Raw genomic sequence first — 24,517 nt, 5'->3', positions numbered from 1 at the left:
TAAGCCTCGGGGTAAGAGCACTAGGGATGTCCGTCCTGCCGGTCCTGTGGGCCGCGCCTCCGTTGCGGATGGCGTTGGTCCTGCTCTCTGCCCGCGTCCGGTCGTCGCTGCTCCGCGGCACTTCCTGGGCGCTGCGCGAAATTCTGCGGACGCTCCCTGGGTACGAGCTGGCCTTGGTAGCGGTCGGGCGGTGCTACTGGTCGCTGGGCATTCGGAAACCCCTGCATTAGGGGGCGATCAGGTCTCCGATTCTCAAAATCCGGCCTGCCGGGACGAAAATCCGGTTGCGTTGGTCGCTGCCCAAAGCGCTGGAAAAAAGTACCGGGAGGCGGCGGCGGAGAACCGTAGGGCGGTCGCCTTGGCAGGGGAGCACCGCGTGGTAACGGCGGCGGTGGAGCAGGATAGTACTGATAATATTGCCGCGGGTAATAATACCAGAGCATGTATTGAGCATAGAGCGGTGGCGAGTAATATTGCGCATATCCGGGCTGCAAATCGAAGTAGGTATACTCCCCCGGCGCTGCGTAGACCGAGCTCGTGTAGCCGCTCTGATAGTAGCCGTAGGGGTAATAGGCGCAGCCCCCCAGTATGCCCAGAATTGCCGGAATGGCGAGCCACGACACCAGTTTTCTGACAGACAATGATGTCGTTGGCTCGAGAGAGAATCTTCTTGCGTTCATCCGTCATTCCTCGCTAGGTCTATCCCGCAGCCACTGGTTGCCCGGCGCCTTGCGGGCGCGGCAGTCTATAGCTCGTGGTTGGCGAGTAGCTGAAACTGCTCCAGCGCCGCCTCCAGATCTTCGATGATCGCACGCGCAATTACTTCTGGCGAGGGCAGGTTGTCGGAATCGGATAGCGAATCATCCTTCAACCAGAAGATGTCCAGACTGGCCTTGTCGCGGTTGACGAGTTCCTCGTAGTCGTAGGCGCGCCAGCGGCCTTGCGGGTTTTCTTCTGACCAGGTGGGCGAGCGTAGATGGCCTACACCGCCGTAGCACTGGACAAATTCCTCCAGGTCTTCGCGCCGCAAGGGGTTGGTCTTGAGGGTGAAGTGCAGATTGGTGCGCAGGTCGTAGATCCACAGCTTCTTGGTCCATGGGGCCTCACCGGCAGGCTTTTTGACAAAAAACAGCACGTTCGCCTTCACGCCCTGGGCGTAAAACAGGCCAGTGGGCAGGCGCAGTAGGGTGTGCACGTCGCAATCGTGCAGCAGCTTGCGGCGAATGGTTTCGCCGGCGCCACCCTCGAAGAGCACATTGTCGGGCACGACCACGGCGGCGCGGCCGTTTTGCCTGAGCAGGGTCTTGACGTGCTGGACGAAGTTGAGCTGCTTGTTCGAGGTGGTGGTCCAGAAGTCGCCACGCTCGACGATGTCGCGCTCCTTGCTGACCTTGCCCTCCTCACCGACGATGGTGGTGCTGCTCTTCTTGCCGAAGGGCGGATTGGTCAGGATCAGGTCGAAGCGGTCACCGGGGTCGGCGGCCAGTGAATCGCTCACCACGATGGGCTCGAAGTCCTGGCTACCGATACCGTGCAGCAGCAGGTTCATGGCGCAGAGCCGCGCCGTGGCCTGCACCAGCTCCCAGCCCTTGAAGGTTTCCTCCTTGAGTTTCCTGCGCTGATCCTTCGTCATGTGCGGGTTGTGCTGCACCACGTAGTCGTGCGCCGCAAGCAGAAAACCGCCGGTGCCGCAGGCCGGATCGCAGATGGTCTCGCCGGGCTTCGGGGCCATGACCTCCACAATGGCCTGAATCAACGGACGCGGGGTGAAATACTGGCCTGCACCCGACTTGGTGTCTTGGGCGTTCTTCTCCAGCAGGCCTTCGTAGGCATCGCCTTTCACATCGCTGCTCATCGACACCCACTGTTCCTTATCGATGAGATCGACCACCAGCCGCCGCAGCTTGGCCGGGTCCTGGAACTTGTTCTGCGACTTGTTGAAGATCAACCCGAGCAGGCCCTTCTGGTTGCCCAGCGCCTCCAGGGTATGGCGGTAGTGATCGAACAACTCGTCGCCGTCCTTCTTGATGAGGCTAGTCCAGCCATATTGCTCCGGCACCGGGCTCGGCTGGTGGTAGGGCGCCCTGGTGCGCTCGTCGGCCATCTTGAGGAACAGCAGATAAGTGAGCTGCTCGACATAGTCGCCATACGACATCCCGTCGTCGCGCAGAACGTTGCAGTAATTCCAGAGTTTTTGGACGATGGTGGCGGTGTTCATGAAATTCCCCACAGATTTTGGGTCCGCATACCCACTAGGATGACGCCTCTATGTTCTGCAAGCTCTTCAGAGTCCGGCCCTCTTGGTCCTTCCATTCCATACGACCGTTAGCACTGCGTCCAAGTATGACCGCAGCAGCCGTGGAGGGTGAGCTAAACACGTAATCCTGGGCAAAACGGAATCCGTTGTCAGAGCGTTGCAATACACCGTTCTTAATCAGCTCCTCGCGCAGGTCGTACATGCCGCGCACATGCTGTTGCATCGAAGGTGCTGTCTCGGCTACCGCTTCGGATTCTGTCTTGACTATGAATCCTTGGGTAGCCTCGTAACCACGCGCAGTCGCCCCTTTCCCCTTGCAGAAAAGCATTCTTTGCCCTGATGAACCTGCCATTGTCGCCGTCGGTTCAAAGGCGTGGACACCCAACACCGGCAGCATGCCGAGTAGATTGTCCAAAAAAACCTGCATATCGGCGCGATCTGCCTCCGAGAGGCTGGGGTCAGTCGGTTGGTTGACGTTGTCCAGGGGCAATCGTTTGGCTGATCTTGCCAAGCGAAGGAGCTGCGCTTCCAAAAACTGCACATGCGCCTTGTTGATTTGACCAGATGCTGCGATGAAGCAGATTGCCCGATTCCAGAAGTCTTTCTGTGCGTAATGGCTCTCCAGACGGGCACGCACGGGATCCCCCTCACCGATATAGAGCATTTCTCCCTCACCGTCTTCGCGTGGTCCCAGGAGAATATAGACCCCGGTCTGATCCAGCTCTGGACGCTGTTTGATCTTTGGCAACAAGGCGCGGGGAAAAATGATCGCCTTACCAATCCAATTGGATCGCTCCGCAAAGCGCAGACCATCCGGGTCACCGTCGGCAACAAAGATGCGGAGAGAAAACGGTTGTGCGTGGAGCATCTGCGATTCGCTCATGCGGAGGCGGCAAAACGAAGGATATGTTCCTTGTCTGCGAAAGGGAGAACGTTGACACCGGTCTGCCGGAGTTCTTCGACAGCCTCCTCATAGGCGGCAGATCTGTTACCCTGTTCGTCTGGTCCTTTTACGGCGAATAGCAATTCCTGCGGCAGTAGCTGACGCTTACGAAGTCTGGCTGTACGCAGAGCCCATTGGCCGCCGTGATCAATGATTCTGCTGGGATCGTCATGAGCCAGGTAAAGCGGCTTGATCGCTTTCAGCGGATGTTCGGGTCCACCTTCTACGAAGGGAAATTTCGCCCCATAGATGTCATCCCCCAAGCGCTCTTCATGAAAACGATCTGCCAGCCGGGCAGCAGCCAGCCAGTCGCGCAAGCCCTTCACCATTAAATTTTCCTGATATTCCTTGGTGGCAAAGTTCCGTCCCACATACAAGTCGTAGAGTGCGTTTAGCTGTTCCTTTGGGTCTGCGGCAAGCACGGATCTGGGCTCACTGAACCTGATGATGGTTTCCCGCGGTCGAACGAGTTCAGCAAAGAGCATCCTGCCGAAATCCGCGTTGCCATGCTGCACCTGTTCGCCGTCCCACTTTTGCAGCATAGCGGCAATACGCTGCAGTTCCTCGCGTACATTATGGATCGTCTTGTTGTAGGTTCCAGATTTCATTTCTGGGAAGAAGCTAGTTATGCGGGCATAACGTCGGTCCAGCAAACGAAAGCCAAAATACTTTTCCCCCGGGGCGAGCAGAATGATGCCTACGTTGGCAAATTCCCCCGTCTCCACGAAGGGCAAGAAGCGAGCAATGGCATAGAGGCAAGGGATTTTGGTCATCTTGGTACCCAGAAATCGTCTGTACGGTATCGCATCAACCACTGGCCAATAGCTTGGAAATCAAAATTGGTGGGCACCGTTTGCTCGTCGTCCAGAAACCGCCATTCGGAAGGGACACTATCACAGATCGACTCCCAGTCCAGCATTGCCTGCTCAAAGCGTTCGGCATAGATCTGTTCGGTTACCCAGTCCTGGAAGAGCATCGGAGCTTGCCCCCAAAAAGCATGAATCCCCTCAAAGTCGCGCGCTGAGCATTGAAGATCGAAGGCCTGATTATGGTCAATGACCGCCAACTTGTCATTTACCACATCCCAGAGCAGGTTTGGGTTTCCTCCCCGGTCTCCCAGGGTCCGGTCGCTATTGCAGATCCACCAGTCAAAGGCAAGGACATCGCGCTGCTCCTGAGCAGGTACCATGGGTATCTGGGAGACGTTCAGTTCCGTTGCCTCCAGTTTGCGGGAGGCAAAGGCCTTACCTGCGCCCAGATCAGCGAGATCGTTGCGTGGGGCAATGGCGAGTAGTGCGGTAGAAATCTCGGCAATCTCGAACGGTGCAATCGGCAGGCCAAGGCGTTGCCCGAGCTGACCGGCAATCCATTCGCAAATCAGACTACGCCTGCCGGCTCCGCGCCCTTTGACGAAATACACCGCGCCATCGTCGCCCCGGCAGATGAACGGTCGAGTCATCCCCTGAGTAGAACGGTCGATGATTTCGACAATCTCGACGGTCAAGCGGCGCCCTCTTTCATGGGCTGGACCGGCACCAGATCACCGGAAAATGCCCGACTCAGTATGGACTGGCGCAGGCGCTCGGCGCGCTGGAGATTGGCTTCCACCTGGGCCTCTGTTTCCCGTAGGAGAGAAAGGCGGCGGTCAACTTCGGCGACGATGCGGTGTTGTTCATCAATCGGCGGCAGTGGGACTGGAAGCGCTTTGATAATTCCAAGATTTAAAATCTCCATCGTTCCACCGTGTGCCTGCAACTTGAAATAATGCTTCGCCCAAGCGGATTGAAGCATGTATGCCGCATACGCTGGCGCGATGAAAGCTTGATTTAGAGATAGTTTCAGAAGGCGTGGATTGATGATGCCGGGTACCGCATTTGGCGGGAGCACTAACACTTTCCCTGCCGTACCTACGAGGCTAATTAGCAGGTCCCCCGGCTTGACAGCACAACTCTCCAGCTCGCGGTACTTTTCCTCGTCGATGAAGTAATCGCCAAACGTCGGATCACCACTAATTACTTGCTCTTGTCCATAAATCTTGTAGCCGGCCTCGACATACATTTCCTTCTTCAAGGCACTGCCGAAGGGTCCAGCCTTTAAAGCGTGTTTATTCGATAAGGAAACCTGTTCGAAGCCACACCAAGTCCACCCCTCCGGCAATTCGGGCAGGTCGGTGGTGTCGGGCGCAGCGGGTTCTTTGTATTTGCCCTTGCCGCGCCACTGGCTGCGGCGGGTTTCGAGGATGCGTTGCAGGAGCTGTTCGCCGGTCTCGTAGCTGCGGCCTTCGCGGCGGGCGAGTTCGGCTTCGGTTTCGACGAGGCGGCCTTCGACGGCGGCTTTGAGGACGGCGGCTTTGTAGCGCTTCAGGTTAGCCTTGACGCGCTTGAGGTTGGCGACGGCTTCGTCGAGGCAGGAGAATTGTTTTTCAATTTCCGCGACGATGCGTTTTTGTTGGTCGGGGGGTGCGACTGGGATCTTACACTCTTTGATGTAAGTCGTCGGCACGCGCCGCTGACCCACCGCACCAGTCATATACCGCTCCGCCTCACTTCGGAATGCCTGGCTCGAAACATAGTAATAGAGATACTTGGCGTCCATGCCTGACTTGGGGCGGAGCACGTGAAACTCGGTGGACCCAAATCCATAGCCGTTTTCCAGCGCAGGCACTACCGCCATCTTGCCGTTTTCCATACAGGGGGTGATCTTGGCAAAGAGTACGTCCCCCTCAAGGAAAGCGGTAAATCCTTTCTTTACTTCACCAGCAGGCCGAGTTTCTTTGACGAGGATTGATCCGTCGGCTGCGCCAACGGCGGTCATTGGAACGAACGAAACGGGCAAGTCTTCTGGTATCAAAGCCTTGCTGGCTCTGGGATTCACCTCGGCGACATCTTCAATTGCCATGGACGGATAGGGACGCAAATGGTCCAATAAGATTTCTACACTTTTGTGCCGCGTGATGCGCCCTGCTTCGCCATCCGCCAATGAAGCAGAAACCCTGGCCTCCAGCGAGCCCTCGGCTTGCTCCAGTTTCTCTCCCCCGTTCACTTCATCCGCCCCTTCGCCTTGCGATACACGGCGCTGTCCTCCCGCTTGCCCACGGCCACTACGACCACCACGACGCGTTCGTCGAATATCCGATAGACCAGCCGGTATCCGGCGGCGCGCAGCTTGATCTTGTAGCAGTCGGGCATGCCCGAGAGCCGGGCGGATTCGACGCGGGGGTTTTCCAGCCGCTCCAGCAGCTTGGCCTTGAATTGTTCGCGCAACAGGCGGTCGAGCTTTTGCCACTCCTTCCAGGCGCTATCCCGGAATTCGAGGCTATAGGTCATCGGGCGAGACCTTGATGGTGGGCTCGTGTTCGCGCTCCTTCACCATGCGGACCAGTTCGATGTCGTCGAGCTTTTCGATCATGGCCTCGAACGCAGCAGCGGGCACCAGATAAGCGGCGGGTCTGTTGTGGTTGAGCACGGCAACAGGAAAGCCGTCCGCTTCCTCGATAACCGCAGAAGGGTTCTTTTTCAGCTCACTGATGCTGATTGATGCGTTGGTATACAGAATTTCCATTTCCGGCTCCTCGAGAGCGATAATTTGGTCTCAATTTTAGTTGTTAATTGTCATGCCGCCAACGTCTCGTTCAATTCTTCGATGATCGCATTCAGCTTCTCGCCAAACAGTTGATGTACCTTGCCCAGCCCGCCCTGTTGAGCGAAGGGGGCGTACTCGAAGTCGTCCGGCTCAATGCCGAGGTTGCCGGCGATGTGGTCGCGGATCATTTCCAGCCAGAGCAGTTGTTCGGGGGTGAAGGTTTGACCTTGTAGCGCCAGCCAAGCCTTGAAATTGGCGTTGACGCGCTCGGGGAAGGGGATGAGTTCGTTATCCTGATGGATGGCGAAGCGCACCAGCGAGACGAGATCGGTGAGGATGCGGCGTCCAGAGGCGCCTTTGACCTTGGATTTTTCCAGTGCGGCATAGGCGCTCCAGAGCTGGGATTCGTTCCACAGATAGGGCGGCTTTTCGATGGCGTCGGCGAGTTCGCGCACGGCCTTGAAGTCCAGCCGCTGGCGATAGGGACGGTTGAAGAGGATTTGCAGGGCGGTGATCTCGTCCTTGTGCTCGGCGATGAACTGCTCGAAGCTCTGCACCATGCCGCGCGCGCGGTCGAGGGCGTCGGCGCTGAAGCCCGCCTCCAGCACTTCGTCGGCGCTAACGGTGTCGATGATGATGTCATCCTGCCGTTTGATCTCGGCCAGCAGCTCGCGCACTTTCGGGTCATGCAGCGGGCGCACGGCGGTTTCGATGGCCTGCCGGTGGGCTTCCGGGGTAGGGTGTTCATCCGGGTCGAGCGCGGCGATGATGCCGTGGGCTAGGTCTTTCAGGCCGATGCCGCCAGTGGCTTCGCGGATACGCTGGTCGTTCTCCGCGGTGATGCGGTGCTCCATGCGTGCCAGGCGCCCGGCCAGCGAGGTGAGCACTTCGTCTTCGGTATTGCCGAAAGCGACGGCCTGCAGGAGTTTTTCGAAGCTGACGGTGGGCTTCTGCTCCATGGGGCGGGAGTCGGTCTTGTCCTGCTCGCAGACGCCCACGGCATCGACAATGACGAAATGGTCCTTGGCGCGGGCGTCAGGCGTGACACTTTGCAGGTCGTCGGCAGAAATGATCCGCACGCCACGGCCTTTCATCTGTTCGAAGAAGGCGCGGGATTTGACGGCGCGCAGGAAGAAAACGACTTCCACCGCTTTGATGTCGGTGCCGGTGGCGATCATGTCCACGGTGACAGCGACGCGCGGCATGGGGCTGGTGCGAAATTCGTTGATGAGATCTTTGGGCTTGGCCCCCGTCGTGCGGTAGGTAATTTTTTGGGCGAAGTCGTTGCCCTTGCCAAATTCCTCGCGCACGATTTCAACGATGTTCTCGGCGTGGGCATCGTCCTTGGCGAAGATGAGGGTCTTGGGCACCCAGGTACGATCGGGGAAGATTTCGGTGAAGAGCTTATCGCGGTAGGTCTGGATGATTTTTCTGATCTGATCGGGTGCGACCACGTCGCGATCGAGCTGATTGGGGTCGTAGGCAAAGTCGTCGTCGAGCTGTTCCCAGCGCTTCTTGCGGGTTTCGCGCTCCTGGATCTGCACGCTGTAGCCGGCCTCGACCTTGCTGCCCTGCTCGGTGATAGCGGTGCGGATACGGTAGACGTCGTAGTTGACGTTGACGCCGTCGGCTACGGCCATCTCGTGGTTGTATTCCATCACCAGATTTTGGTGGAAGAAGCCAAAGGTCTGCTTGCCGGGCGTGGCCGTCAGCCCAATGAGGTAGGCGTCGAAATACTCCAATACCTGCGCCCAGAGCTTGTAAATAGAGCGGTGGGCCTCGTCGGTGACAATGATGTCGAAGGTTTCGATGGGAAGCTTCGGGTTGTACTCAATTGGGTCGGGACGCTTGAACAGGCCACCGAGATCCTCAGCAGGCATTTCTTCGAGGTCTTCCGGCAGATCGCTTCCCTTGAGCATGGCGTATAGGCGCTGGATGGTACAGATGCAGACCCGTGCGGTGGTATCCAAGGTGTTGCCGCTCAGGCGCTGGACGATGTATTCCTCGATGAACTTGAAGTTGTTGTAGGGCGAGTTGTATTGCTGGAATTCCTTCAGCGTCTGGTCGGCGAGGTTGCCGCGATCGACCAGAAACAGAACGCGCCGCGCACCTGCAAATTTGATCAGCCGGTAGAGGAAAGAGATGGCGGTGAAGGTTTTGCCGGAACCGGTCGCCATCTGGATCAGGGCGCGCGGGCGGTCATCGCGCAGGGACTGCTCGAGGTTGGTAATGGCCTTGATCTGCGCGGGCCAAAGGCCTTCTTCCACCAGCGGTGGCAGGTGCTGCAGGCGGGCGAGAAAGGTCTTGCCTGGGTCCAGATAGCTTGGGGCGGTTTCAGCTATGCCCAGCTTGCTACTGCTTAGCCAGTCGGTGAACAACTCGGGACGATGGAAGGCGAAGACCGACCGGGCCTTGGGCTGAGGGTCGAAGCCGTTGGTGAAGCGCGTCTCGATGCCGGTGGACTGGTAGGCGAAGGGTAGGGGGTCGGCCCAGCGTGGCAGGCCGTCGGGCAGTCCCTGACTGTAGCGATCAGACTGAATTTCTACGCCGGAGAGTGTGACGCCGGCCTTTTTGGCCTCAATGACCCCGGCGGCTTTGCCATCCACGTAGAGCAGGTAGTCGGCAAAGCCGTGGCCGGACTTGAGGGGGAATTCACGGATGGCGACGCCGCGATGGGCGCTGATATGGGCATCCTGCGGGTCGCATACGGCCCAGCCCGCTTGCCGGAGCAGCTCGTCAATCTGTTTGCGGGCGTTGTCTTCGGGCTTCATGAGCGGTCCTTCAACCTTGGGGCCGATATCGCATAGCGGACGGATCCTTTGCGTTATTGTAACGGATTTTCTTCTCTTTTGTCATTGCATCAGCAAACGATCGGTACGGAAAGAAGCGAAACTGGTGTTTTGTTTGGGTTGGGCGTAGTTTATTTGCAGAGGCACCCGCATAGGAGGCGAATCCATTGAGAAATCTCTTATATTCGGTTTCAGCGCTTGGAATGTTTGGAGCGGGAATCGGAATTGCGATGGCTGGGGTGGAGAGTGTGCCTACGCCGCAGGCGCTCTGGCAGGAAATCCAGGTTCTGCAGAAGAATCAGGCCATCATGCCTGAAAGTTCTCCATTTCAGGCTGGCTCCCGCACAGTGGATGCCTTTACGATCGATCTCGCCAATGCGGCTGCCGTTCAGTCCATTTCTCAGGCAGGGGGCATCATCCATGTTTCCCGATATAAAAATGACAGTCTGCTCGTAAAGGAAAACTTCAACAAAAATAGAAAACCAACGGGTGTGACAGCTATGCTCAAGCTTGCCGGGTATGATGCAGCGGATCGAAATTGGGTCATGGCAGCCTACAAGCCTGATGGGACCATGGTTTCCTTCGGGAAGATAGGTTCCTGTATTGCATGCCACACGATGGTACAGAAGCAGGATTTCGTATTTGCCCCGCCGCCGCAGCAATTGCTATCCATTCGTACCTGGAAAGCCTTTTTCCCGAAGCAGGAGATGAATCCAGCTTACGTATCTCTCCTCAAAGAGCACCCTGAGGCGGTTGTTAAATGAAGTAGTGCGCGCGAGCGATAGACCATAGGTCAAGCTCATGAAGACGCTAAGAATATTGTTGGTTCTTTTATTACCGTTATTCGCCGTGGCATCCTCTGCTTTTGGTGATAGCCTCAATGACTCTGCGGCACTTTCCGGGCTGCACTCGGCCAAGGCAATATTTTTGGTCAACATTAAAAAGCCAGAGGCCGTAGATCATCTGATCCAGGTCATTGCTCTTACCAGGAAACAGTTGCTTCAGCAGCACGTCAAGCCTCAGTTTATTGTGGTTTTTATAGGTCCAGATGTTGCCTTTTTGACCAAGGATCGTCGTGGAATTTCCTACATGGACGAGCGGAGCGTGGCTGAACTGCAACAGGAAATCGCCAAACTCAGCAAACTCGGCGTGTCATTTCAAGCTTGTGGCGTCGCCATGCATGGGATGGATGTCCATCCCAAAAGCCTCATTCCAGACGTGCAGCCCGTCGAAAGTGGATTCATCTCGGTGATCGCTTACCAAGAAAAGGGCTATGCACTCGTTCCGGTGTATTGACAACCATTCGCAATGGAAAAAAATGAAAACCTTCATCTTATTTGTAGTTGCAGTTGCGCTACTAGAAACGGCAGTCACGGCCTCTGCGAAGATCATTGGTGATTCCAGCAAAGCCTGCGAATATCTGTCGGCGCATGCGCTGACTGGTTACGACGCTAGCAAGGCCGCTGCGGAGAAACTCTCGGGTTTGCATATCCCATTGTACGTCGATTCTTCCAAGATCATTGCCAAGGTGGGGCATATTCCCTATGTCCCATATTTCTCCAGCATTCCTGAACCAGGACACTGCGTTGCCCTTTCGCCCACCATCTTGAATACCAGTGTCTCCTAATTGGGAAGAACTTGGCTTTGGTTGGTGGCGATCGCAGGGACTCGCGAAAAGAAGGCATACCACGAAGCGGTTATGGCGGCAGAACATCCGTTTCTGCGCCATGTGGCTGGCTGGATAGGAATGGGTAAAGGTGTGTCCAAAAAAGCGGTCCTCGCTTCCGAGTGCCAAGCATCCCACTGGTTGCATTCTTCATCATCACTGCAGGAGTTTTCTCTGATCCAGGGCGATCTGGCTGACAATAAATATCTGCCAAGCATTGCGCAGATGCATCAGGAGATCGCCAAGTGTTCCGAGAGCAATGCGCGCCCAGGTCTACATTTAAAAAATTACCAGAACTAGCAGGAGGGGTATCTGATATTATTTTCTTTTTAATACCCAACGAATGATCAGGAGAATTAATCCAAGAATAAAAAGTATCGCGCCTCGTAATACCCATATCCTTTCATTGATCATGAAGCTAGTTCTCGGATACGGAAAAATCCCTGTTCCTTGCAGGAAAAATAGCAAACCAAAAAGTATGAAAAATATTCCTGCCACCAATAGCAGTATACGCAGTATCTTTCTCATTAAGCACCTCGATGATTAGAGAGGAGAGAGAATCCGGATTGCTTGATATCACGGATTCAGAATAACGAAAGCTGTTTTGTTTCTTCCGGCTTGGATCGTGGAAGTCGATTACGTTTACGGCTACCGTGACGTTGCAGAATTTGTTCTGCTTCCTCTCGAGCTGCCGAGGCCCGGCGCGCAGCGTAGATTCGGGTGCGAGCCTGGCGCGTGGCGACCGCAAGAGACACGATTGGCGAGGGATAATCCCGATCCAGCTCGACGTTGTATCTTCTTGCAGTTTCTCTGGGCAAAAGCCACGGTTGCTGAATCCATGGGGCTGGCAAGGCGGCGAGTTCGGGAAGCCACTGCCGCAAAAAGGTACCCTCGGGGTCCAACTCTTGCGCTTGCTTGGTAACATTGTAGATCCGTAAGGCATTGATCCCCGTGGTTCCGGCTTGCATCTGCACCTGTGGGTAATGAATCCCGGGCTCATAGTCCAGAAAAAGGCGAGCAAGATGCAAGGCCGGCTCCCGCCAATGCAACCACAGTGCGTAGCTGCTGAAGGAAACGAGCATGGCGCGCATGCGAAAGTTTAGCCAGCCAGTCGCTTGCAAAGACCGCATGCAGGCATCGACCAAGGGAAAGCCGGTTTCCCCGCAAGACCAGGCGTCAAAGCGCGTCCGGTCAAACTCTGACTCTCGTAGTCCGTCGAGCGCACGCTGCAGGTTCTCGTGTTCGATACGCGGCTCGTCTTCGAACTTTTGCATGAAGTGTCCCCGCCACGCCAGGCGCGCCTGCAAAGCACTCAGACCGCGACTGGACCTCAAACGTTGCGCGGCGGCAAGCTCTTGAACGGACTGACGCGTGCTGTAAATTCCAAGAGCGAGGTAGGGGGAGAGGCGCGAACAGGTTCTGAAAGCCGTGCGTGGGCTCGACATACCGGCCAGATAGTGCTGCTGTTTTTCCCGAATGAATTGCTGCAATTGTGCGTGCGCGGCGGCAGGTGTCGCGACGGGGATATGCTGCTCGAGAAGTGGCTCGTCCAGGTCGAGATCTTCTGCGCTTGGGAGCTGCGTAGTGGGGATACTGCCCAGGGGAGGCTGGATACCGCACAGGGTGGCGGGGGCTTCTGCTATCTGCAAACGCATAAAGCGATCGCGCTGGGCCTGCCATCGATCTCGATCTTTCAGACCGCGCTGCACGCCATCCTGGCTAGACTGTTCCCATGGAATTCCCCGCTGACGCAACCAGGCAGCAACGCGTCGATCACGGGCATAGGTCCAGCTGTTCCCGATCTCCTCGTGACCATAGACAGCCTTGATGCCCAACTCTGCGTGGAGTTTGTGGAATATTTCGATTATATCGCCACGCAGTATGGTGAGTGCTGCTCCGCGTTCGCGTAGCTCCTGATCCAGTGTCTGCAGTCGCGCTCGCAGCCATTGCCAGTGTCGTGCAGACATGTCCTTTTGCCGCCACAACTCTACTTCGATCACGTACAAAGGCAGCACCGAGCCCATGGCTGCAGCGCGTTGCAGCGGTTCGTGATCCCGCACACGCAAATCGCGCTTGAACCAGACGATATTCGGGGCAGACATGGGCAACTCCGGGATCAGGTCTGTGTCTCATCCAACGACTGATAAATCCATCAGCCTCAGTATGCAGAGGAATTGCAGCGATAGCCAGACTCCGCAATCTCTCTGTGCGTCGCGGGGCACTGATCTCATCGTACGCCGAGTATCCAGCCCTCAATCTGAGCATAGCGATATTCCTCTGGCGTGAGATCGGGTCGTAGATAATTCGCTAAACTACCGTCCTGGTCAGACGTACAGAGCCATGCCGCAGAAACGTAGGCATCATGCTCATCGGGTGTGCGGTTTTCTATCGGAAAAGTATGATTCCAAAGGGATGGGTAAATCTCAGCGAGCGCGGACTTTCCTGCGGGAATTTCCCAGCCATCAAACGGCCAGAAGTGAATGCGGTCACCGAGCGCATTGCGTAGAAAGAGAAGCCAGGGCAGTCCCGCGTGAGTGGATTTGGCTACTTGCCCGGGAACGTCGAAATGAAATACCGACTTTGCACCGCCTGCCCGTATCTCCGTCAGTCGGCGCCAGGTGGCTTTGCCGGTTCGCATTTGTTCGGCCTGACGGCGTAGAGCTTCCACCGCCTGAATATCCGTAGGCCAGTGCTGGCGAAAATCGACCAGAAATTCATTCCAGTCGGCTTTCAGGTGATACTGGTCAAAATACTGCATTGGGAAGGAAAATGCGTGATCAATGCCCACCAACTTGGGTACGCCCATGCGCAATTCCTCGCGTAGCCATTCGGCCAAGGCCTGTCGGGACCAATGTTTTCCGTGTACTTTTGGTGAAGACACCGCTACTGGCGCGGTATCGCGCTCAGCAAGAAAAACCCGAATTCCGCTCTGGCTGCGCTGCGGATCTCCTGCACCAGAATAATCGATGCCAATGTATTGTCGAAACGCAGGATACATCGCAGTCAGCCTTCTCCGTAGCCGGAGCTTGTATCTTATCAAAGTTCCGGGAGCAACCTGCGTAACTGTTTGGTGGAGATGAGGCCAGGAACACGACCGAGCTCACCATCTTTGTCCCGGAACAAAAGGGCCGGAGTGCCATCAAAGCCCAAGCGCAAGAACATCGCTTTATTGACCTGCAATTCTTTACTTATTTTGGGGGTTAACGCTCGATGCGGGAGCTGATCATAGTCGCCCGTACGCAAGACGGGACCGACCATGGTCTCGAAATGCTGCAGTGTCGCCAGAGGATGAGAAGACAACAACCATGCAGCGGCTTCTCCAGGACTTTGCGGGGTCAGGATAGCTACTGGAACATATCGAACCGTGAGTTTCCCTGCCCGAATCAGTGGCACCTCGTTTTCGTATAACAGGTGACAATAGGGGCAATTAGGGTCCTGAAAGTCATAGATGATTGGGCCGCCATGGCCATCTTGAATGTAGGTCAGGCGCTCAGGCAGTACTTGATCCCACAGAGTTTGCTCAGCCTGTGCTGCCGTCAGGGAGCGATCTGCTGCGTTGGCCAGGTCGTGAATGGCAGAAAAAAAGAAAGCAGATGTGATAAACAGAACTGTCAACACGCCTCGAGTGGATGTTTTTGCCATTTTTGTTCCTCTAAAACGTCATTACTTGATAGCCATCCGCGACCAGCCGCGTCAGTTCCGGTCCGATAGCCCGTGCCTCGATTTCCGCCTTCTGCAGGTGTTCCGCCTCCCCCATTTGTCGTGCATTGTAGACGCAGGCTACGGTCGTCATGCCGCTATTCAAAAGCTGTTGCAATACCTTTTCGAGTTCACTACCACTCTCCAAAATCTGCCCTGGGACCCGAACCCCTGGTCCAAAAAAATAAAAACGCAGATCATCGAGTAGCTTTTCTTGTTGGGCTACCAAAGCAAAGCGCATAGCCATTTCTACTTTTACCGATTCCTTCATGTCTGATAACAGAACTACTGCCAATTTGCTCATTAGTCACTCCTTTTTCGCTCACTGATCAATCGACGTTGAATCCGTCGCATCGCGCTTTCCTTCCAGATTGCCTTCGCCGGGACCTGCCTTTGCTTCAGACCGTCGCATCTGTTGGCAAAGGCGTGATTTGAACTCATCCCCCAGATGTGCCTCGCGCCAGGGTGCTGCCACGGTCGAAAAAGTTTGATGCAGCCAGCGAACCTGTCGATCGTACTGGCGGCAGGAAGCACAGAACAATAAGTGCATACGTAATTTAATGCGCTCACCCAATGGCAATCGCAAGTCCTGGTTTCGCGATATGCTCTGAGCAGCCTCCTTGCAGGTCATCATGAAATGCTCTTTTTTCACGAATGAACCTCTCCTTGGGGAAAATATGCCTCCAGACATCGGGCAATGCGTAGCCGCGCTCGATGCAGAAGAACGGCCAGATGACCGATGCTCACCTCGAGAAGCCTTGCACAGCAGGCGGTATCCTCCCCATACCACTCTCGATGCATAAAGGCCATTTGCTGTGCTTTTGGCAAGCCCTCGAAGCATCGTTGTATTGCCTGCAAAAGATCTTGATCTTCTGCCAGGTTTTCTGGATTCCTTCCCCAATTCCCAGGTCGCAAGGCCCATCGCCCATCGGCCTGGAACAGCAGCTGCTCCATTTCGTCTTCTCCGCCATCCCGGTCTTCCAGATAGACTTGAGGATGCCGTTTCTGCTGACGGAAATGATCCAGGATCTTGTGTTCCAGAATTCCGAACATCCAAGTCTGCTCTCGTGCAGCACCTGCGTACTCCTTGCGACCAACCCAAGCCGCTAGTAAGGTTTCCTGGACAAGATCCTCGGCCAATGCTTTGTTGCCATTCTGCGTATTCTGTTGATCATGGGCGGTGATTCTGCTGATCGTGGGCACCCCCAATCAGCGAACTTTCTGGTCACGTAAATTCTAGGCATAGGTGCCCACGATCGGTCAAATCAGTGGCGTCATGAGCACCCGGCCGTGGTGGCCGATCATCGGTGTAAATTTCTTCATTTACCTTTACCATGTAAACGGTAAATTTACTCATGATCCTGCCTCTCCATCGCCGGTCTGTACCCGTTGGCGGCGCATCGATTCGCCTTTGAGCTCCAGGCGGTGGGCACTGTGCAGCAGACGGTCGAGGACGGCATCGGCGACGGTGGGTTCTCCGAGGATTTCATGCCAATGCGAGACCGGCAATTGGCTGGTGATTAGGGTGGCCTGCTGGGCGACGCGATCATCAAGGATTTCCAGCAGATCCCGGGCATCCTCGCTGTTCATCGGGGCGAGGCCCCAATCGTCCAGGAGCAACAGGTGCACCTTGGCAAGAGTCGTGAGAAAGCGGCCGAAACTGCCGTCACCGTGACGGATATGAAGCTCTTCCAGTAAGCGCGGCAAACGGAAGTAGCGCACACTCAGGCCCTGACGGCAGGCCTGGTGCCCCAGGGCGCAGGCAATCCAGGTCTTGCCGGTACCGGTGGCACCGGTGATCAGCAGGTTTTGTCCTCGCCGTATCCAGTCACACTGTATCAAGGCCGCCATTTTGGTACGGTCCAGACCACGGGAGGCGCGATGATCGAGGTCTTCGACGGCGGCATGTACCTTGAGTTTGGCCAGCTGCAACAGGCGCTTTCGCCGGCGGTTGTCGCGCGCACAGAGTTCTCGGTCGAGAAGCAGTGCCAGGCGATCTACGAAGGGAAGTTCTTGCAGTTGCGGCGAGGTGGACTGCTCGGCCAGGGCCTCTGCCATGGCGTGTAGGTTGAGTTGCTGTAAGGTCTGAATGGTCGGTTGCAAAGACATGGGAAGACTCCGGTTTAGTGATAGTAGCGAGGGCCGCGGATATTGCCGTGCTGCGGTAACGGTTTGGCAGGAACGGGATCGTGTGGGCTGTGGTCCAGTCCCCGCTCCAGGATGGAGCGGACACTGCGGGTCGTGGGGGAGCCGTGGCGTAGAGCACGGTGACAGGCGTGTTCCAGACGCTCCTTCCCGTAGCGGCGACAGAGATGGAGTAGGCCGAGACAGGAGCGATATCCCTGCTCCGGATGGGGCTTGTTCTCCAGTTGCCAGCGCACCACGTCCCGAGTCGATGGACCGATGGAGAGCCCCCAATGCAACAGGCGCCCCGGACTCCATTCCAGGTGCCGCTGGTGAGCCTTGGGCATGTGTTCGGTCAAGGTGCTGTAGCGCGCCTGGACGCCCTCACGCAGATGGCAAGCGACGCGCTGTTGCCCCTGGAAGATCTCCACGGTTTGCGCGCTGATGCGTAGCTCCACCCGCTGTCCGACGAGGCGATGCGGTACGGAGTAGAAGCGTCCTTGGTAGGCAACATGGTAATCGATACTGACTTTGGCGGACTTCCAGTCAGCATACTCGTAGGGCTGTTCTGGTAGTGGCTGCAGGGCAGGAGCGTCCAACTCCGCAAAAGCGCTGCGGCGGCAGCCTGGTAGCTGTTTGAAGGGGCGTCCGTTCAGGTCTTCCAGTAGGCTGTGGAGAGTCTGATTCAGTTCCGCTAGCGAGAAGAACTGGAAGTGGCGCAGGCGCGCCAGAATCCAGCGCTCCACCACTTGCACCCCGACCTCGACCTTGGCCTTGTCTTTCGGTTTATAAGGGCGGGTGGGCAGTACCACCGCAGCATAATGCCGGGCGAGATCCTGATAACTTCGATGGATTTCGGGCTCGTAGCGCGAGGCCTTGGTTACCGCCGCCTTCAAATTATCTGGCACGAACAGACGCGGTGCCCCGCCAAAGAACTCCAGGGCGCGTACATGCGCGCCGAGGAAATCCGGCAGACTCTGGGTCCAGGTAGCCTCGCAATAGGTGTAGTTGGAGGCACCCAACACCGCGACGAAGATCTGCGCCGGGCGGATCTCCCCGGTCTGGGGATCAACCACCGGCACGATGGGACCAGCGTAGTCGATGAACAGCTTCTCACCAGCCTTGTGGTTTTGCCACATGCTGCGTTTGAGCCCCGCCCGCCAGCGTCGGTACAGGACGCAGAACTGGGCATACTGATACACCGCTTCTTGCGGGTACGCGGCGGAATATTCCTCCCAGAGCAACTGCAGGGTCACGCCTTTGCGCCGCAGCTCGGCATGGATCCGGGCAAAATCCGGCTGCACCTTGCCAGAGACGGTGTGCCGTGAGGGACTGGAGAACCATGCCGCTTCCAGGGCTACTTCTTGCCCCTCTGGCAGAGGCCAAGAGATACCTGCCTGTTCGGCTTTCTGTAAATACTTCCCGACGACTCCCTTGGAGAGCCCACAAGATCGGGCAATTTGCCGCTGGCTGAACCCTGCGGCGTGTAAACGGAGCACTTCGTAAATCGCTTTCATCGTCATCCTCGGTGTAGGCATCCTCGATCTCCTGTAAAAGAGCCAAGAATGCTTGCTAAGCCAATGAATGACCAGAAAGATTTCAATTCGCCAGAGGGTAAATCCGAACAGATTCTGGAATCGTGGGCACTGATTCTGAAAAACCCGCAAAAGTGCCCACGATCACACCAGAATCAGTGCCCACGATCGATCAGAATGACCGCCCACGATGCATCAGAATCGGTGCCCACGATGGTCCAGAATATGCACCATTCAAACGAAACAATGCGTGACGAAACAGGGCGTCTCCATATCGTTCCACCCAAGACTCAGGGGAGGATCTCTCCGCCGATTCCGCTGTTGGTGTGTTCACTGTCTTCGTCTCCACAGTGCTTGCCATCAAGTCTTCCCGTTCTCGTGCGATTGTCGCGTGGGCCAGTACCATCGTTTATCCATCTTCCCTGATCAGCCCCTCTGCCACTGCGTTCTTCACAAAGGTTGCAAGATCGAAGTCCGGTTCTGTTGCAATCGTCATTTGTCCGGCTTCCTGGATGCCGTACCCGGACAACAAGAACCCATACCAGCGTGCCTCAGCCGGCCCAACAGGGCGCATCAGGACTTCTTCGGTGGGTCTTGCGACCAAGATTGATTCTGCGCTCAAGTGGTCCAGGTCTAGAGTCCCGGCGTTTTCCGGGTCCTGGCAGAATGCCCAAATGGAAAAAATAGGATAGTCCGACTCCACCAGGCGCGCGGAGTTGTGCAGCCCCAGTGCCGAGAAACCATCCTCCGCGAGGTATGCCTCATGCTGACGCCATTCCAAACGGGCTAGATCAGGAAGATACGGGATTGTATGGGCGAGTGGGTGTCCCACAAGCCAGGAGCTCAGCTCTTGGCCGTAAGCATTGCGATCGCCACTGGCAGAGGGATGGTTCTGCACATACTCGCGACAAAGGGCCCGAAAACACTCCTCTCCCAGTAGCTGTTCTGTTGTCCGATAGATGTCGGCCAACGCCAGACGAAAGCCTTCGAGGATATTGTTGCGATAGATCACGGTGGAGACTTCGGGAGGAATGCAGCCGGAAAGCCCGCGCAATGTCTTTCCGTCATCGGAGGAGAAGAGCACATCGCGAAACCGTTCCTGCCATTGGCGAATCTCATCCATGGGTTCTCTCCAGGTGCTTTTGGGCGACCGAAGCCTCTCGCAACAGCTCATCAAGGCTGGGCAGATCGACATCCCATTCGATCAGCGTTGGCACTCGGCGATTCAGGAGCTGTAGGGTTTTCTCGTATAAATCCCATACTTCAGGCCACACCGCGCGGCTGTGGGTGTCGATCAGGACACGGGTATCAGCAACTTCTTCGATACTGAATCCTGCCAAGTGGATTTCCTGCACTGCGTCCAACCGAAGATTCGCCAGATAAAACAGGGGGTCAAAGCGCTGGTTCCGGCTGCTGACATACAAGTTGTTGACATCCAGCAGCAGCCCGCATCCGGTTCTCTCTACCAGGGCATTGAGCATGGCCCATTCGGGCAGACTTTCTCCGGAATAGTGCAGATAGGCGGAAACGTTCTCTATCAGTATCTGACGCCCCAACACTTCCTGGACCTGCAGAATGCGCGGTACCAGGTGATCTAACATGAGCTCGGTTCCCGGTAGCGGCAGTAAATCATGGAGATACTGCCCGCCCACGGAAACCCAGCACAGATGTTCGGAAACCAGGCCTGGCTCATAGCGTCGAACTACCTGCTGGAGTTGACGGAGATGGCGGGCATTCAGCGGATCTGCGCTGCCCAGGGAGAGGGCCACACCATGCAGACTCAAGGGATACTCCTGGCGAACCCGCTCCATCACTTGATGAACCCGACCTCCCGGAGCAAACAGATTTTCGCTGTGCACTTCCATCCAGGAAACGTCCGGGCGACTTGCCAGCACCTCGGCATAATGGGGGGCACGGAGGCCAATCCCCGCAGCGGCGGGAACAACATCGTTTGTCCGTCGGCCAGCGACCGAATGGGCTTGGAGGGTGTCGAGCATGCGATATTCTCCTGAAAAAGAGGCTTTCTCATGTTTCCCGGTAAGATTCATGAGGAAACATCCTGTTTGCTGAAAAATGGTCCAGGCTTTCACGCCTGGACCAAAGCGCCGCTTACTTGCCTGGAGTCAGGCTACCACCCACAATCTTCTGACAAACCCCTTTCGGTACAGCAAGCCAGGCATCGGGGTTACCGTTGGTTGCGGCCGACCCTCGGGTAATACCACCGATGGACATGCACTGGTTTTGATGCGCCTTGGCGATGCCATAGCACTTTACGTACCCTTCGGGCATCATGCCCGCCCAAGCGGTACTGGCAAAACCTGCCCCCGCAAGCGCCAAAACCCCAGCCATGGCGACATGCCGAACCATTTTGTTCCGGTTGCTTCCGTGTTGTTCCATTTACGATACTCCTTTTTCAGTCAATACCACGTGGTTTCTCACGATTCCTGCGCCGAAGCCCAGGCTGGAGAAAGAGCTTGGCTATCTGGATGTCTTCCAAACCTTGTTGATAACTGCGTCAACGGATAGAACTCCAGGGCCATAGATAGTCAAATACAGGAGGAATATCCCCCACGGCACTTGAAAAAGAACACCCGTCCAACCCATCTGAGGGTAGGAAATAATTGTCAGGATGTTGTAGATAAAGAGAAAAGCTGCGGCAAAACGTCCGGCCATTCCCAGCGCAAGCAGCACGGGAAACGCCAACTCGATACCCGTTCCAAGATAGGCTGCCCACACCGGTGGTAGAAGAGGGACGTGATACATGTACCGGAACAAGGTGATAGTGGACGACATGCTTTGCCACTTGACGACACCCGCATTCCAGAAGATCTGCGCTACCCAGAGCCTTGCGCCCAATGCTGCAAGGGAGGAAAGATGCTGGGCGGACTGCACCAGACGGTCGTAGATCTGGTCCATCCGATGCATGAGCATGGAGCAACTGGCCATCTTTGCCTCCTACTTGCCGGGCACCAGACTGCCACCCACAATTTTCTGGCAGATCCCGGAGGGTAAGAGCAAGAAAGAATACTTGCCACCATTATGAATGGATTGACCCGCACAGGAGTGGGTGGTGGTCGCACAATCGTTCATGTGCGCCCGGGCAATGCCATAACACTTGACCCAGTTGGAGGCATAGGCCTGGGGCGCCATGACCAACCCAGCCATGCCCATCACCGCTACTAAGGCGCCAACCGCCACTTTTTCTGACAGGGAATTCTTGGATACAGTTCTACTATTGGACATTTGACTTCTCCTTGGGTAACACCGTAACTCAGTGCTTTCACCTAGTTAGTCGCCAGAACCTCCGATTTATTACAGGCTCAAAATCAGCTACTGGCTGGGCAGCTATGCGATTTGGTCTCCCCGAGTCGGCCATACGCACCGCCAAGCGTCGCTTCAAAGATCAAATGCAGCACCCATGTGGACGCGGAAAGCTACCTATTCCTCTGCGCTCAGATCGGCGTGGATGAGGACCAGATCGCCGAATCTACGGTAGCGATTGAGGGCTCCCGCACAGGTGGCTCGTTTCCCTTTTCCCCATTCTGGAGCCGTGCAAAAATTCCCCGGAACTTGCGAAAGATGACTTTCCGGCAGAGTCTTGCGAGATCGGCTCATGGGTAATGTAATAGCATTCATCACAAAATTTTGGACTTTGACGAGAGCTCGATCCTTGAGAGAATGACGTCATGACCACCTGTCCCTCGGGAACTTGCATTTTGGTCTGCCCACCTGAAACGTCGAGAGGCATCAAATTGAATCTACCGGAATCCTTGCGTTCATACGTGCAACTGGACGGCACGGGAACCCTCCCCGTCGTTTTGGGCCATGGCTTTGGCACTGATAGGAGCGCCTGGGACGCGCTCCTGCGCTGCCTTCCAGAGGATCTGGCCTATATTCGCTACGACTTGGCGGGAGCAGGTTCGGATACTGACACGGCGCATCGATATCGAGCAGATTATCATTCCACTCTTTTCGCCTACGCAGATGACTTGATTCAGCTGCTGGATACTTTGGGGCTGCAGTCGGTCACCTATATTGGCCACTCTATGAGTTGTATGATCGGTGCCATCGCCGCCGTTGCCCGCCCAGACTTGTTCGCGCGGCTGATCCTGATTGGTGCCTCGCCACACTACCTGAAGAAGCCCGATTATCCGGGAGAACTGCAGCCAACCGATCTGGATACCTTGTACACCGCAATGGCCACAAATTATCAGGCCTGGGCAGCAGGCTTTGCACCGCAGATCTTTGGGCTGGAAGATGCTGCGTTGTTGACAGATTATGCCAAGACCCTCTTTCGCCTGCAGCCGGATATCGCTTTGCGTACCTTGCAAATGATTTTTCACTCGGATCTACGGCGTTTGGTCGAAAACATTCGGCAGCCCGTTCACTTGATCAATAGCCGTCAAGATTTTGCAGTTCCAGAGGGTGTGGCTCTTTGGCTCCATGAACACATCTCCGGAAGCACCCTCGACTGGATCGAGGCCCCCGGTCATCTCCCACACGTCACGAGTGCGCCTGACGTTTGTCTGGCAATTTGTTCCTACTTGCCAATCGAGATCTATTGAAATGGATGCGTTCCCAGCAACCGCTGCTGATACCTGGATTCCCGAGGGGCTCACGGCGTTTTGTCGATTCGTTTCCCATCTGAGCGGCGCGTTTCTGGTGCTCACGGTCCATTGGCGAGTAGGTGAGGACATCGCTATTCTCGCGAGCAATGCGGATCTTCCGATTCAGAAGATACGGCCAGAAAACCTCGTCGAAAGACTCGATACCTCGGCAGCCATCGTGGATCTCAGTGCGTCCGTATCGCACCTGTCATCGGCGTTGCTGATGCTCTATCCGGCGGAGGAGAGAAACCTCTATTTTCTCGCTGTGGAGGCCGAGGAAGAACGATACAGTGGCTTGCTCCTTCTGAAATCTGGACCCTTGGAGACGTTCCAGGATGCATTGATCCTGGACTATCTTCGCAGCGTTTTGCGGCAGATGCTCGGGGATTACTGGCTACTTCGAGAACGCCGATATTTTCAAGCAAAATTCCACGATCTTTTTGATAGCCTTCCGATCGGTATTCTCCTGATTGAGGGTAACGGCACGGTAGGCCATGTCAACTCCACGGCGGAAGCACTATTGGGGATTCCTGCTGGACAATCTTCCGTGGCAACCATTGCACGTGCATTTCAGAAACTGCGGGATCGCTGCATCAATGCAGCAGAGCTGCAGCGTTTGTATGCTCCCCTGCAACAGGATCTGCAGTTTGCCATTCAGTGCGATTGGTCGACCGACGAGCAAGTCCTTTATGTGGATACCCATCCCATTCTGGGCAATGCGCGGCAAGGGCGTGTCTGGATTCTGCAGGATGTCACCGCGCAGCGGATAAGAGAACAGTCGTTGCAAAAGACGGCAGAGAGGGATGCCCTGACCGGCGCCTACAATCGACACTTCTTGGAACGATATCGTAACGATTTCGAGCAGAAAACCAGCACGTCTGAGAATTCAACCGCCGTGATGATGATCGATATCGATCATTTCAAAGCGATCAATGATCAGCTCGGCCACGCCGTCGGAGACGACGTGCTGCGCGCTGTCTCCCAGCGTTTGCAAGGTCAGCTGCGGCAGAGGGACGCAGGGGTATTCATCCGCTGGGGCGGAGAAGAGTTTGTGCTTTTGGTGCCGGTAAGAACGCCGGAGGAAGGGTCGCTTGTCGCAGAGCGATTGCGAGCGAGTATCGCCCATCGACCTATACGAGTCGCAGCAGAGCAAACCATCTCTGTCACGATAAGCCTGGGGGCCACTTTTTACCGTACTGGGGAAGGAGTTACAGAAGATACTATTCCGCGGGCGGATACCGCCCTCTATCGAGCCAAGCAAGGAGGCAGAAATCGCTGCGAGTGGAGCCAGTGAGGTAGTTTCCCGGGCGACAAG

28 protein-coding genes are annotated in these 24,517 nt (G+C 56.0%); 6 read left to right on the top strand and 22 right to left on the bottom strand.

Annotation, left to right across the window (positions count from 1 at the left end; translation table 11 throughout):
* Positions 1 to 20: 20 nt before the first annotated feature.
* The 9 genes from ACQAYK_RS06700 to ACQAYK_RS06660 all read right to left on the bottom strand — a co-directional run bounded on the left by ACQAYK_RS06700 (position 21) and on the right by ACQAYK_RS06660 (position 9,553).
* On the bottom strand, positions 21 to 680 hold the full coding sequence (locus ACQAYK_RS06700; protein ID WP_215871123.1) for a hypothetical protein: 660 nt from the start codon (positions 678 to 680) through the stop codon (positions 21 to 23).
* A 65-nt stretch (positions 681 to 745) separates the two neighbouring features.
* A complete protein-coding gene (locus ACQAYK_RS06695; protein WP_483167358.1) occupies positions 746 to 2,218 on the bottom strand; it encodes a type I restriction-modification system subunit M in 1,473 nt (490 codons plus the stop codon).
* A 34-nt stretch (positions 2,219 to 2,252) separates the two neighbouring features.
* Positions 2,253 to 3,140 carry a GIY-YIG nuclease family protein gene (locus tag ACQAYK_RS06690; RefSeq protein WP_255789439.1) on the bottom strand — a complete coding sequence of 296 codons (888 nt, stop codon included), beginning with the start codon at positions 3,138 to 3,140 and terminating at the stop codon, positions 2,253 to 2,255.
* Entirely contained in the window at positions 3,137 to 3,973 is an 837-nt protein-coding gene (locus ACQAYK_RS06685) for a DUF3037 domain-containing protein (RefSeq protein WP_255789438.1), read from the bottom strand. Before ACQAYK_RS06685 ends, ACQAYK_RS06690 begins: the two co-directional genes overlap by 4 nt.
* Entirely contained in the window at positions 3,970 to 4,704 is a 735-nt protein-coding gene (locus ACQAYK_RS06680) for a HipA family kinase (RefSeq protein WP_255789437.1), read from the bottom strand. Before ACQAYK_RS06680 ends, ACQAYK_RS06685 begins: the two co-directional genes overlap by 4 nt.
* A complete protein-coding gene (locus ACQAYK_RS06675; RefSeq protein WP_255789436.1) occupies positions 4,701 to 6,242 on the bottom strand; it encodes a restriction endonuclease subunit S in 1,542 nt (513 codons plus the stop codon). The genes ACQAYK_RS06680 and ACQAYK_RS06675 overlap by 4 nt, the downstream gene beginning before the upstream one ends.
* Complete coding sequence (locus ACQAYK_RS06670; RefSeq protein ID WP_215871128.1) at positions 6,239 to 6,526, bottom strand: type II toxin-antitoxin system RelE family toxin; 288 nt, start codon at positions 6,524 to 6,526, stop codon at positions 6,239 to 6,241. The genes ACQAYK_RS06675 and ACQAYK_RS06670 overlap by 4 nt, the downstream gene beginning before the upstream one ends.
* Positions 6,516 to 6,761, bottom strand: a complete 246-nt coding sequence (locus ACQAYK_RS06665; RefSeq protein WP_215871129.1) for a type II toxin-antitoxin system Phd/YefM family antitoxin — start codon at positions 6,759 to 6,761, stop codon at positions 6,516 to 6,518. Before ACQAYK_RS06665 ends, ACQAYK_RS06670 begins: the two co-directional genes overlap by 11 nt.
* A gap of 50 nt (positions 6,762 to 6,811) precedes the next feature.
* The gene (locus ACQAYK_RS06660) at positions 6,812 to 9,553 is read right to left on the bottom strand and encodes a type I restriction endonuclease subunit R (RefSeq protein ID WP_215871130.1); all 2,742 of its coding nucleotides are present in this window, start codon (positions 9,551 to 9,553) and stop codon (positions 6,812 to 6,814) included.
* A 185-nt stretch (positions 9,554 to 9,738) separates the two neighbouring features.
* Between ACQAYK_RS06660 and ACQAYK_RS06655 the strand changes: the two genes are divergently transcribed.
* The 4 genes from ACQAYK_RS06655 to ACQAYK_RS06640 all read left to right on the top strand — a co-directional run bounded on the left by ACQAYK_RS06655 (position 9,739) and on the right by ACQAYK_RS06640 (position 11,537).
* On the top strand, positions 9,739 to 10,335 hold the full coding sequence (locus ACQAYK_RS06655; RefSeq protein WP_226826866.1) for a cytochrome P460 family protein: 597 nt from the start codon (positions 9,739 to 9,741) through the stop codon (positions 10,333 to 10,335).
* A 37-nt stretch (positions 10,336 to 10,372) separates the two neighbouring features.
* A complete protein-coding gene (locus ACQAYK_RS06650) occupies positions 10,373 to 10,867 on the top strand; it encodes a DsrE family protein (RefSeq protein WP_215871131.1) in 495 nt (164 codons plus the stop codon).
* Positions 10,868 to 10,889: 22 nt separating this feature from the next.
* On the top strand, positions 10,890 to 11,198 hold the full coding sequence (locus ACQAYK_RS06645) for a hypothetical protein (RefSeq protein ID WP_215871132.1): 309 nt from the start codon (positions 10,890 to 10,892) through the stop codon (positions 11,196 to 11,198).
* A 72-nt stretch (positions 11,199 to 11,270) separates the two neighbouring features.
* Positions 11,271 to 11,537, top strand: coding sequence for a hypothetical protein (locus ACQAYK_RS06640; protein WP_215871133.1), 267 nt, complete (start codon positions 11,271 to 11,273; stop codon positions 11,535 to 11,537).
* Positions 11,538 to 11,821: 284 nt separating this feature from the next.
* Here the strand turns inward: ACQAYK_RS06640 and ACQAYK_RS06635 are convergent, their stop codons facing one another.
* The 13 genes from ACQAYK_RS06635 to ACQAYK_RS06575 all read right to left on the bottom strand — a co-directional run bounded on the left by ACQAYK_RS06635 (position 11,822) and on the right by ACQAYK_RS06575 (position 21,838).
* Positions 11,822 to 13,339: an FAD-binding domain-containing protein gene (locus tag ACQAYK_RS06635; protein ID WP_215871134.1), complete on the bottom strand. Its 1,518-nt coding sequence runs from the start codon at positions 13,337 to 13,339 to the stop codon at positions 11,822 to 11,824.
* Between the two features lie 125 nt (positions 13,340 to 13,464).
* Positions 13,465 to 14,235 (bottom strand): hypothetical protein, encoded by a 771-nt coding sequence (locus ACQAYK_RS06630; protein ID WP_215871135.1) that lies wholly within the window; start codon positions 14,233 to 14,235, stop codon positions 13,465 to 13,467.
* A 38-nt stretch (positions 14,236 to 14,273) separates the two neighbouring features.
* The gene (locus tag ACQAYK_RS06625) at positions 14,274 to 14,879 is read right to left on the bottom strand and encodes a thioredoxin fold domain-containing protein (protein WP_215871136.1); all 606 of its coding nucleotides are present in this window, start codon (positions 14,877 to 14,879) and stop codon (positions 14,274 to 14,276) included.
* Positions 14,880 to 14,889: 10 nt separating this feature from the next.
* Positions 14,890 to 15,240 carry a DsrE family protein gene (locus ACQAYK_RS06620; protein WP_215871137.1) on the bottom strand — a complete coding sequence of 117 codons (351 nt, stop codon included), beginning with the start codon at positions 15,238 to 15,240 and terminating at the stop codon, positions 14,890 to 14,892.
* 18 nt (positions 15,241 to 15,258) lie between these two features.
* A complete protein-coding gene (locus ACQAYK_RS06615) occupies positions 15,259 to 15,588 on the bottom strand; it encodes a zf-HC2 domain-containing protein (protein WP_215871138.1) in 330 nt (109 codons plus the stop codon).
* A complete protein-coding gene (locus tag ACQAYK_RS06610) occupies positions 15,585 to 16,139 on the bottom strand; it encodes a sigma-70 family RNA polymerase sigma factor (protein ID WP_483167357.1) in 555 nt (184 codons plus the stop codon). The genes ACQAYK_RS06615 and ACQAYK_RS06610 overlap by 4 nt, the downstream gene beginning before the upstream one ends.
* A gap of 150 nt (positions 16,140 to 16,289) precedes the next feature.
* On the bottom strand, positions 16,290 to 17,045 hold the full coding sequence (gene istB, locus ACQAYK_RS06605) for an IS21-like element helper ATPase IstB (RefSeq protein WP_483167356.1): 756 nt from the start codon (positions 17,043 to 17,045) through the stop codon (positions 16,290 to 16,292).
* A 14-nt stretch (positions 17,046 to 17,059) separates the two neighbouring features.
* Positions 17,060 to 18,598, bottom strand: coding sequence for an IS21 family transposase (gene istA, locus ACQAYK_RS06600; RefSeq protein ID WP_483165846.1), 1,539 nt, complete (start codon positions 18,596 to 18,598; stop codon positions 17,060 to 17,062).
* Positions 18,599 to 19,004: 406 nt separating this feature from the next.
* Positions 19,005 to 19,718: an HvfC/BufC N-terminal domain-containing protein gene (locus ACQAYK_RS06595; RefSeq protein WP_215871140.1), complete on the bottom strand. Its 714-nt coding sequence runs from the start codon at positions 19,716 to 19,718 to the stop codon at positions 19,005 to 19,007.
* Entirely contained in the window at positions 19,711 to 20,592 is an 882-nt protein-coding gene (gene bufB / locus ACQAYK_RS06590) for an MNIO family bufferin maturase (protein WP_215871141.1), read from the bottom strand. The genes ACQAYK_RS06595 and bufB overlap by 8 nt, the downstream gene beginning before the upstream one ends.
* A gap of 112 nt (positions 20,593 to 20,704) precedes the next feature.
* Entirely contained in the window at positions 20,705 to 20,992 is a 288-nt protein-coding gene (locus ACQAYK_RS06585) for a BufA1 family periplasmic bufferin-type metallophore (protein WP_215871142.1), read from the bottom strand.
* Between the two features lie 81 nt (positions 20,993 to 21,073).
* Positions 21,074 to 21,541 (bottom strand): DoxX family protein, encoded by a 468-nt coding sequence (locus ACQAYK_RS06580; protein ID WP_215871143.1) that lies wholly within the window; start codon positions 21,539 to 21,541, stop codon positions 21,074 to 21,076.
* A gap of 9 nt (positions 21,542 to 21,550) precedes the next feature.
* The gene (locus ACQAYK_RS06575) at positions 21,551 to 21,838 is read right to left on the bottom strand and encodes a BufA1 family periplasmic bufferin-type metallophore (RefSeq protein ID WP_215871144.1); all 288 of its coding nucleotides are present in this window, start codon (positions 21,836 to 21,838) and stop codon (positions 21,551 to 21,553) included.
* 527 nt (positions 21,839 to 22,365) lie between these two features.
* Here ACQAYK_RS06575 and ACQAYK_RS06570 point away from each other — a divergent pair.
* Positions 22,366 to 23,160, top strand: coding sequence for an alpha/beta fold hydrolase (locus tag ACQAYK_RS06570; RefSeq protein ID WP_215871145.1), 795 nt, complete (start codon positions 22,366 to 22,368; stop codon positions 23,158 to 23,160).
* Position 23,161: 1 nt separating this feature from the next.
* The gene (locus ACQAYK_RS06565) at positions 23,162 to 24,496 is read left to right on the top strand and encodes a GGDEF domain-containing protein (protein WP_215871146.1); all 1,335 of its coding nucleotides are present in this window, start codon (positions 23,162 to 23,164) and stop codon (positions 24,494 to 24,496) included.
* The last annotated feature ends 21 nt before the right edge of the window (positions 24,497 to 24,517 follow it).

Origin of the sequence: Acidithiobacillus sp. AC3 (assembly GCF_050261095.1) — a bacterium.
GTDB lineage: Bacteria > Pseudomonadota > Gammaproteobacteria > Acidithiobacillales > Acidithiobacillaceae > Igneacidithiobacillus > Igneacidithiobacillus copahuensis.
The sequence above is the reverse complement of the archived record's forward strand: the minus strand, read 5'-3'. Positions and strand labels throughout refer to the sequence as shown.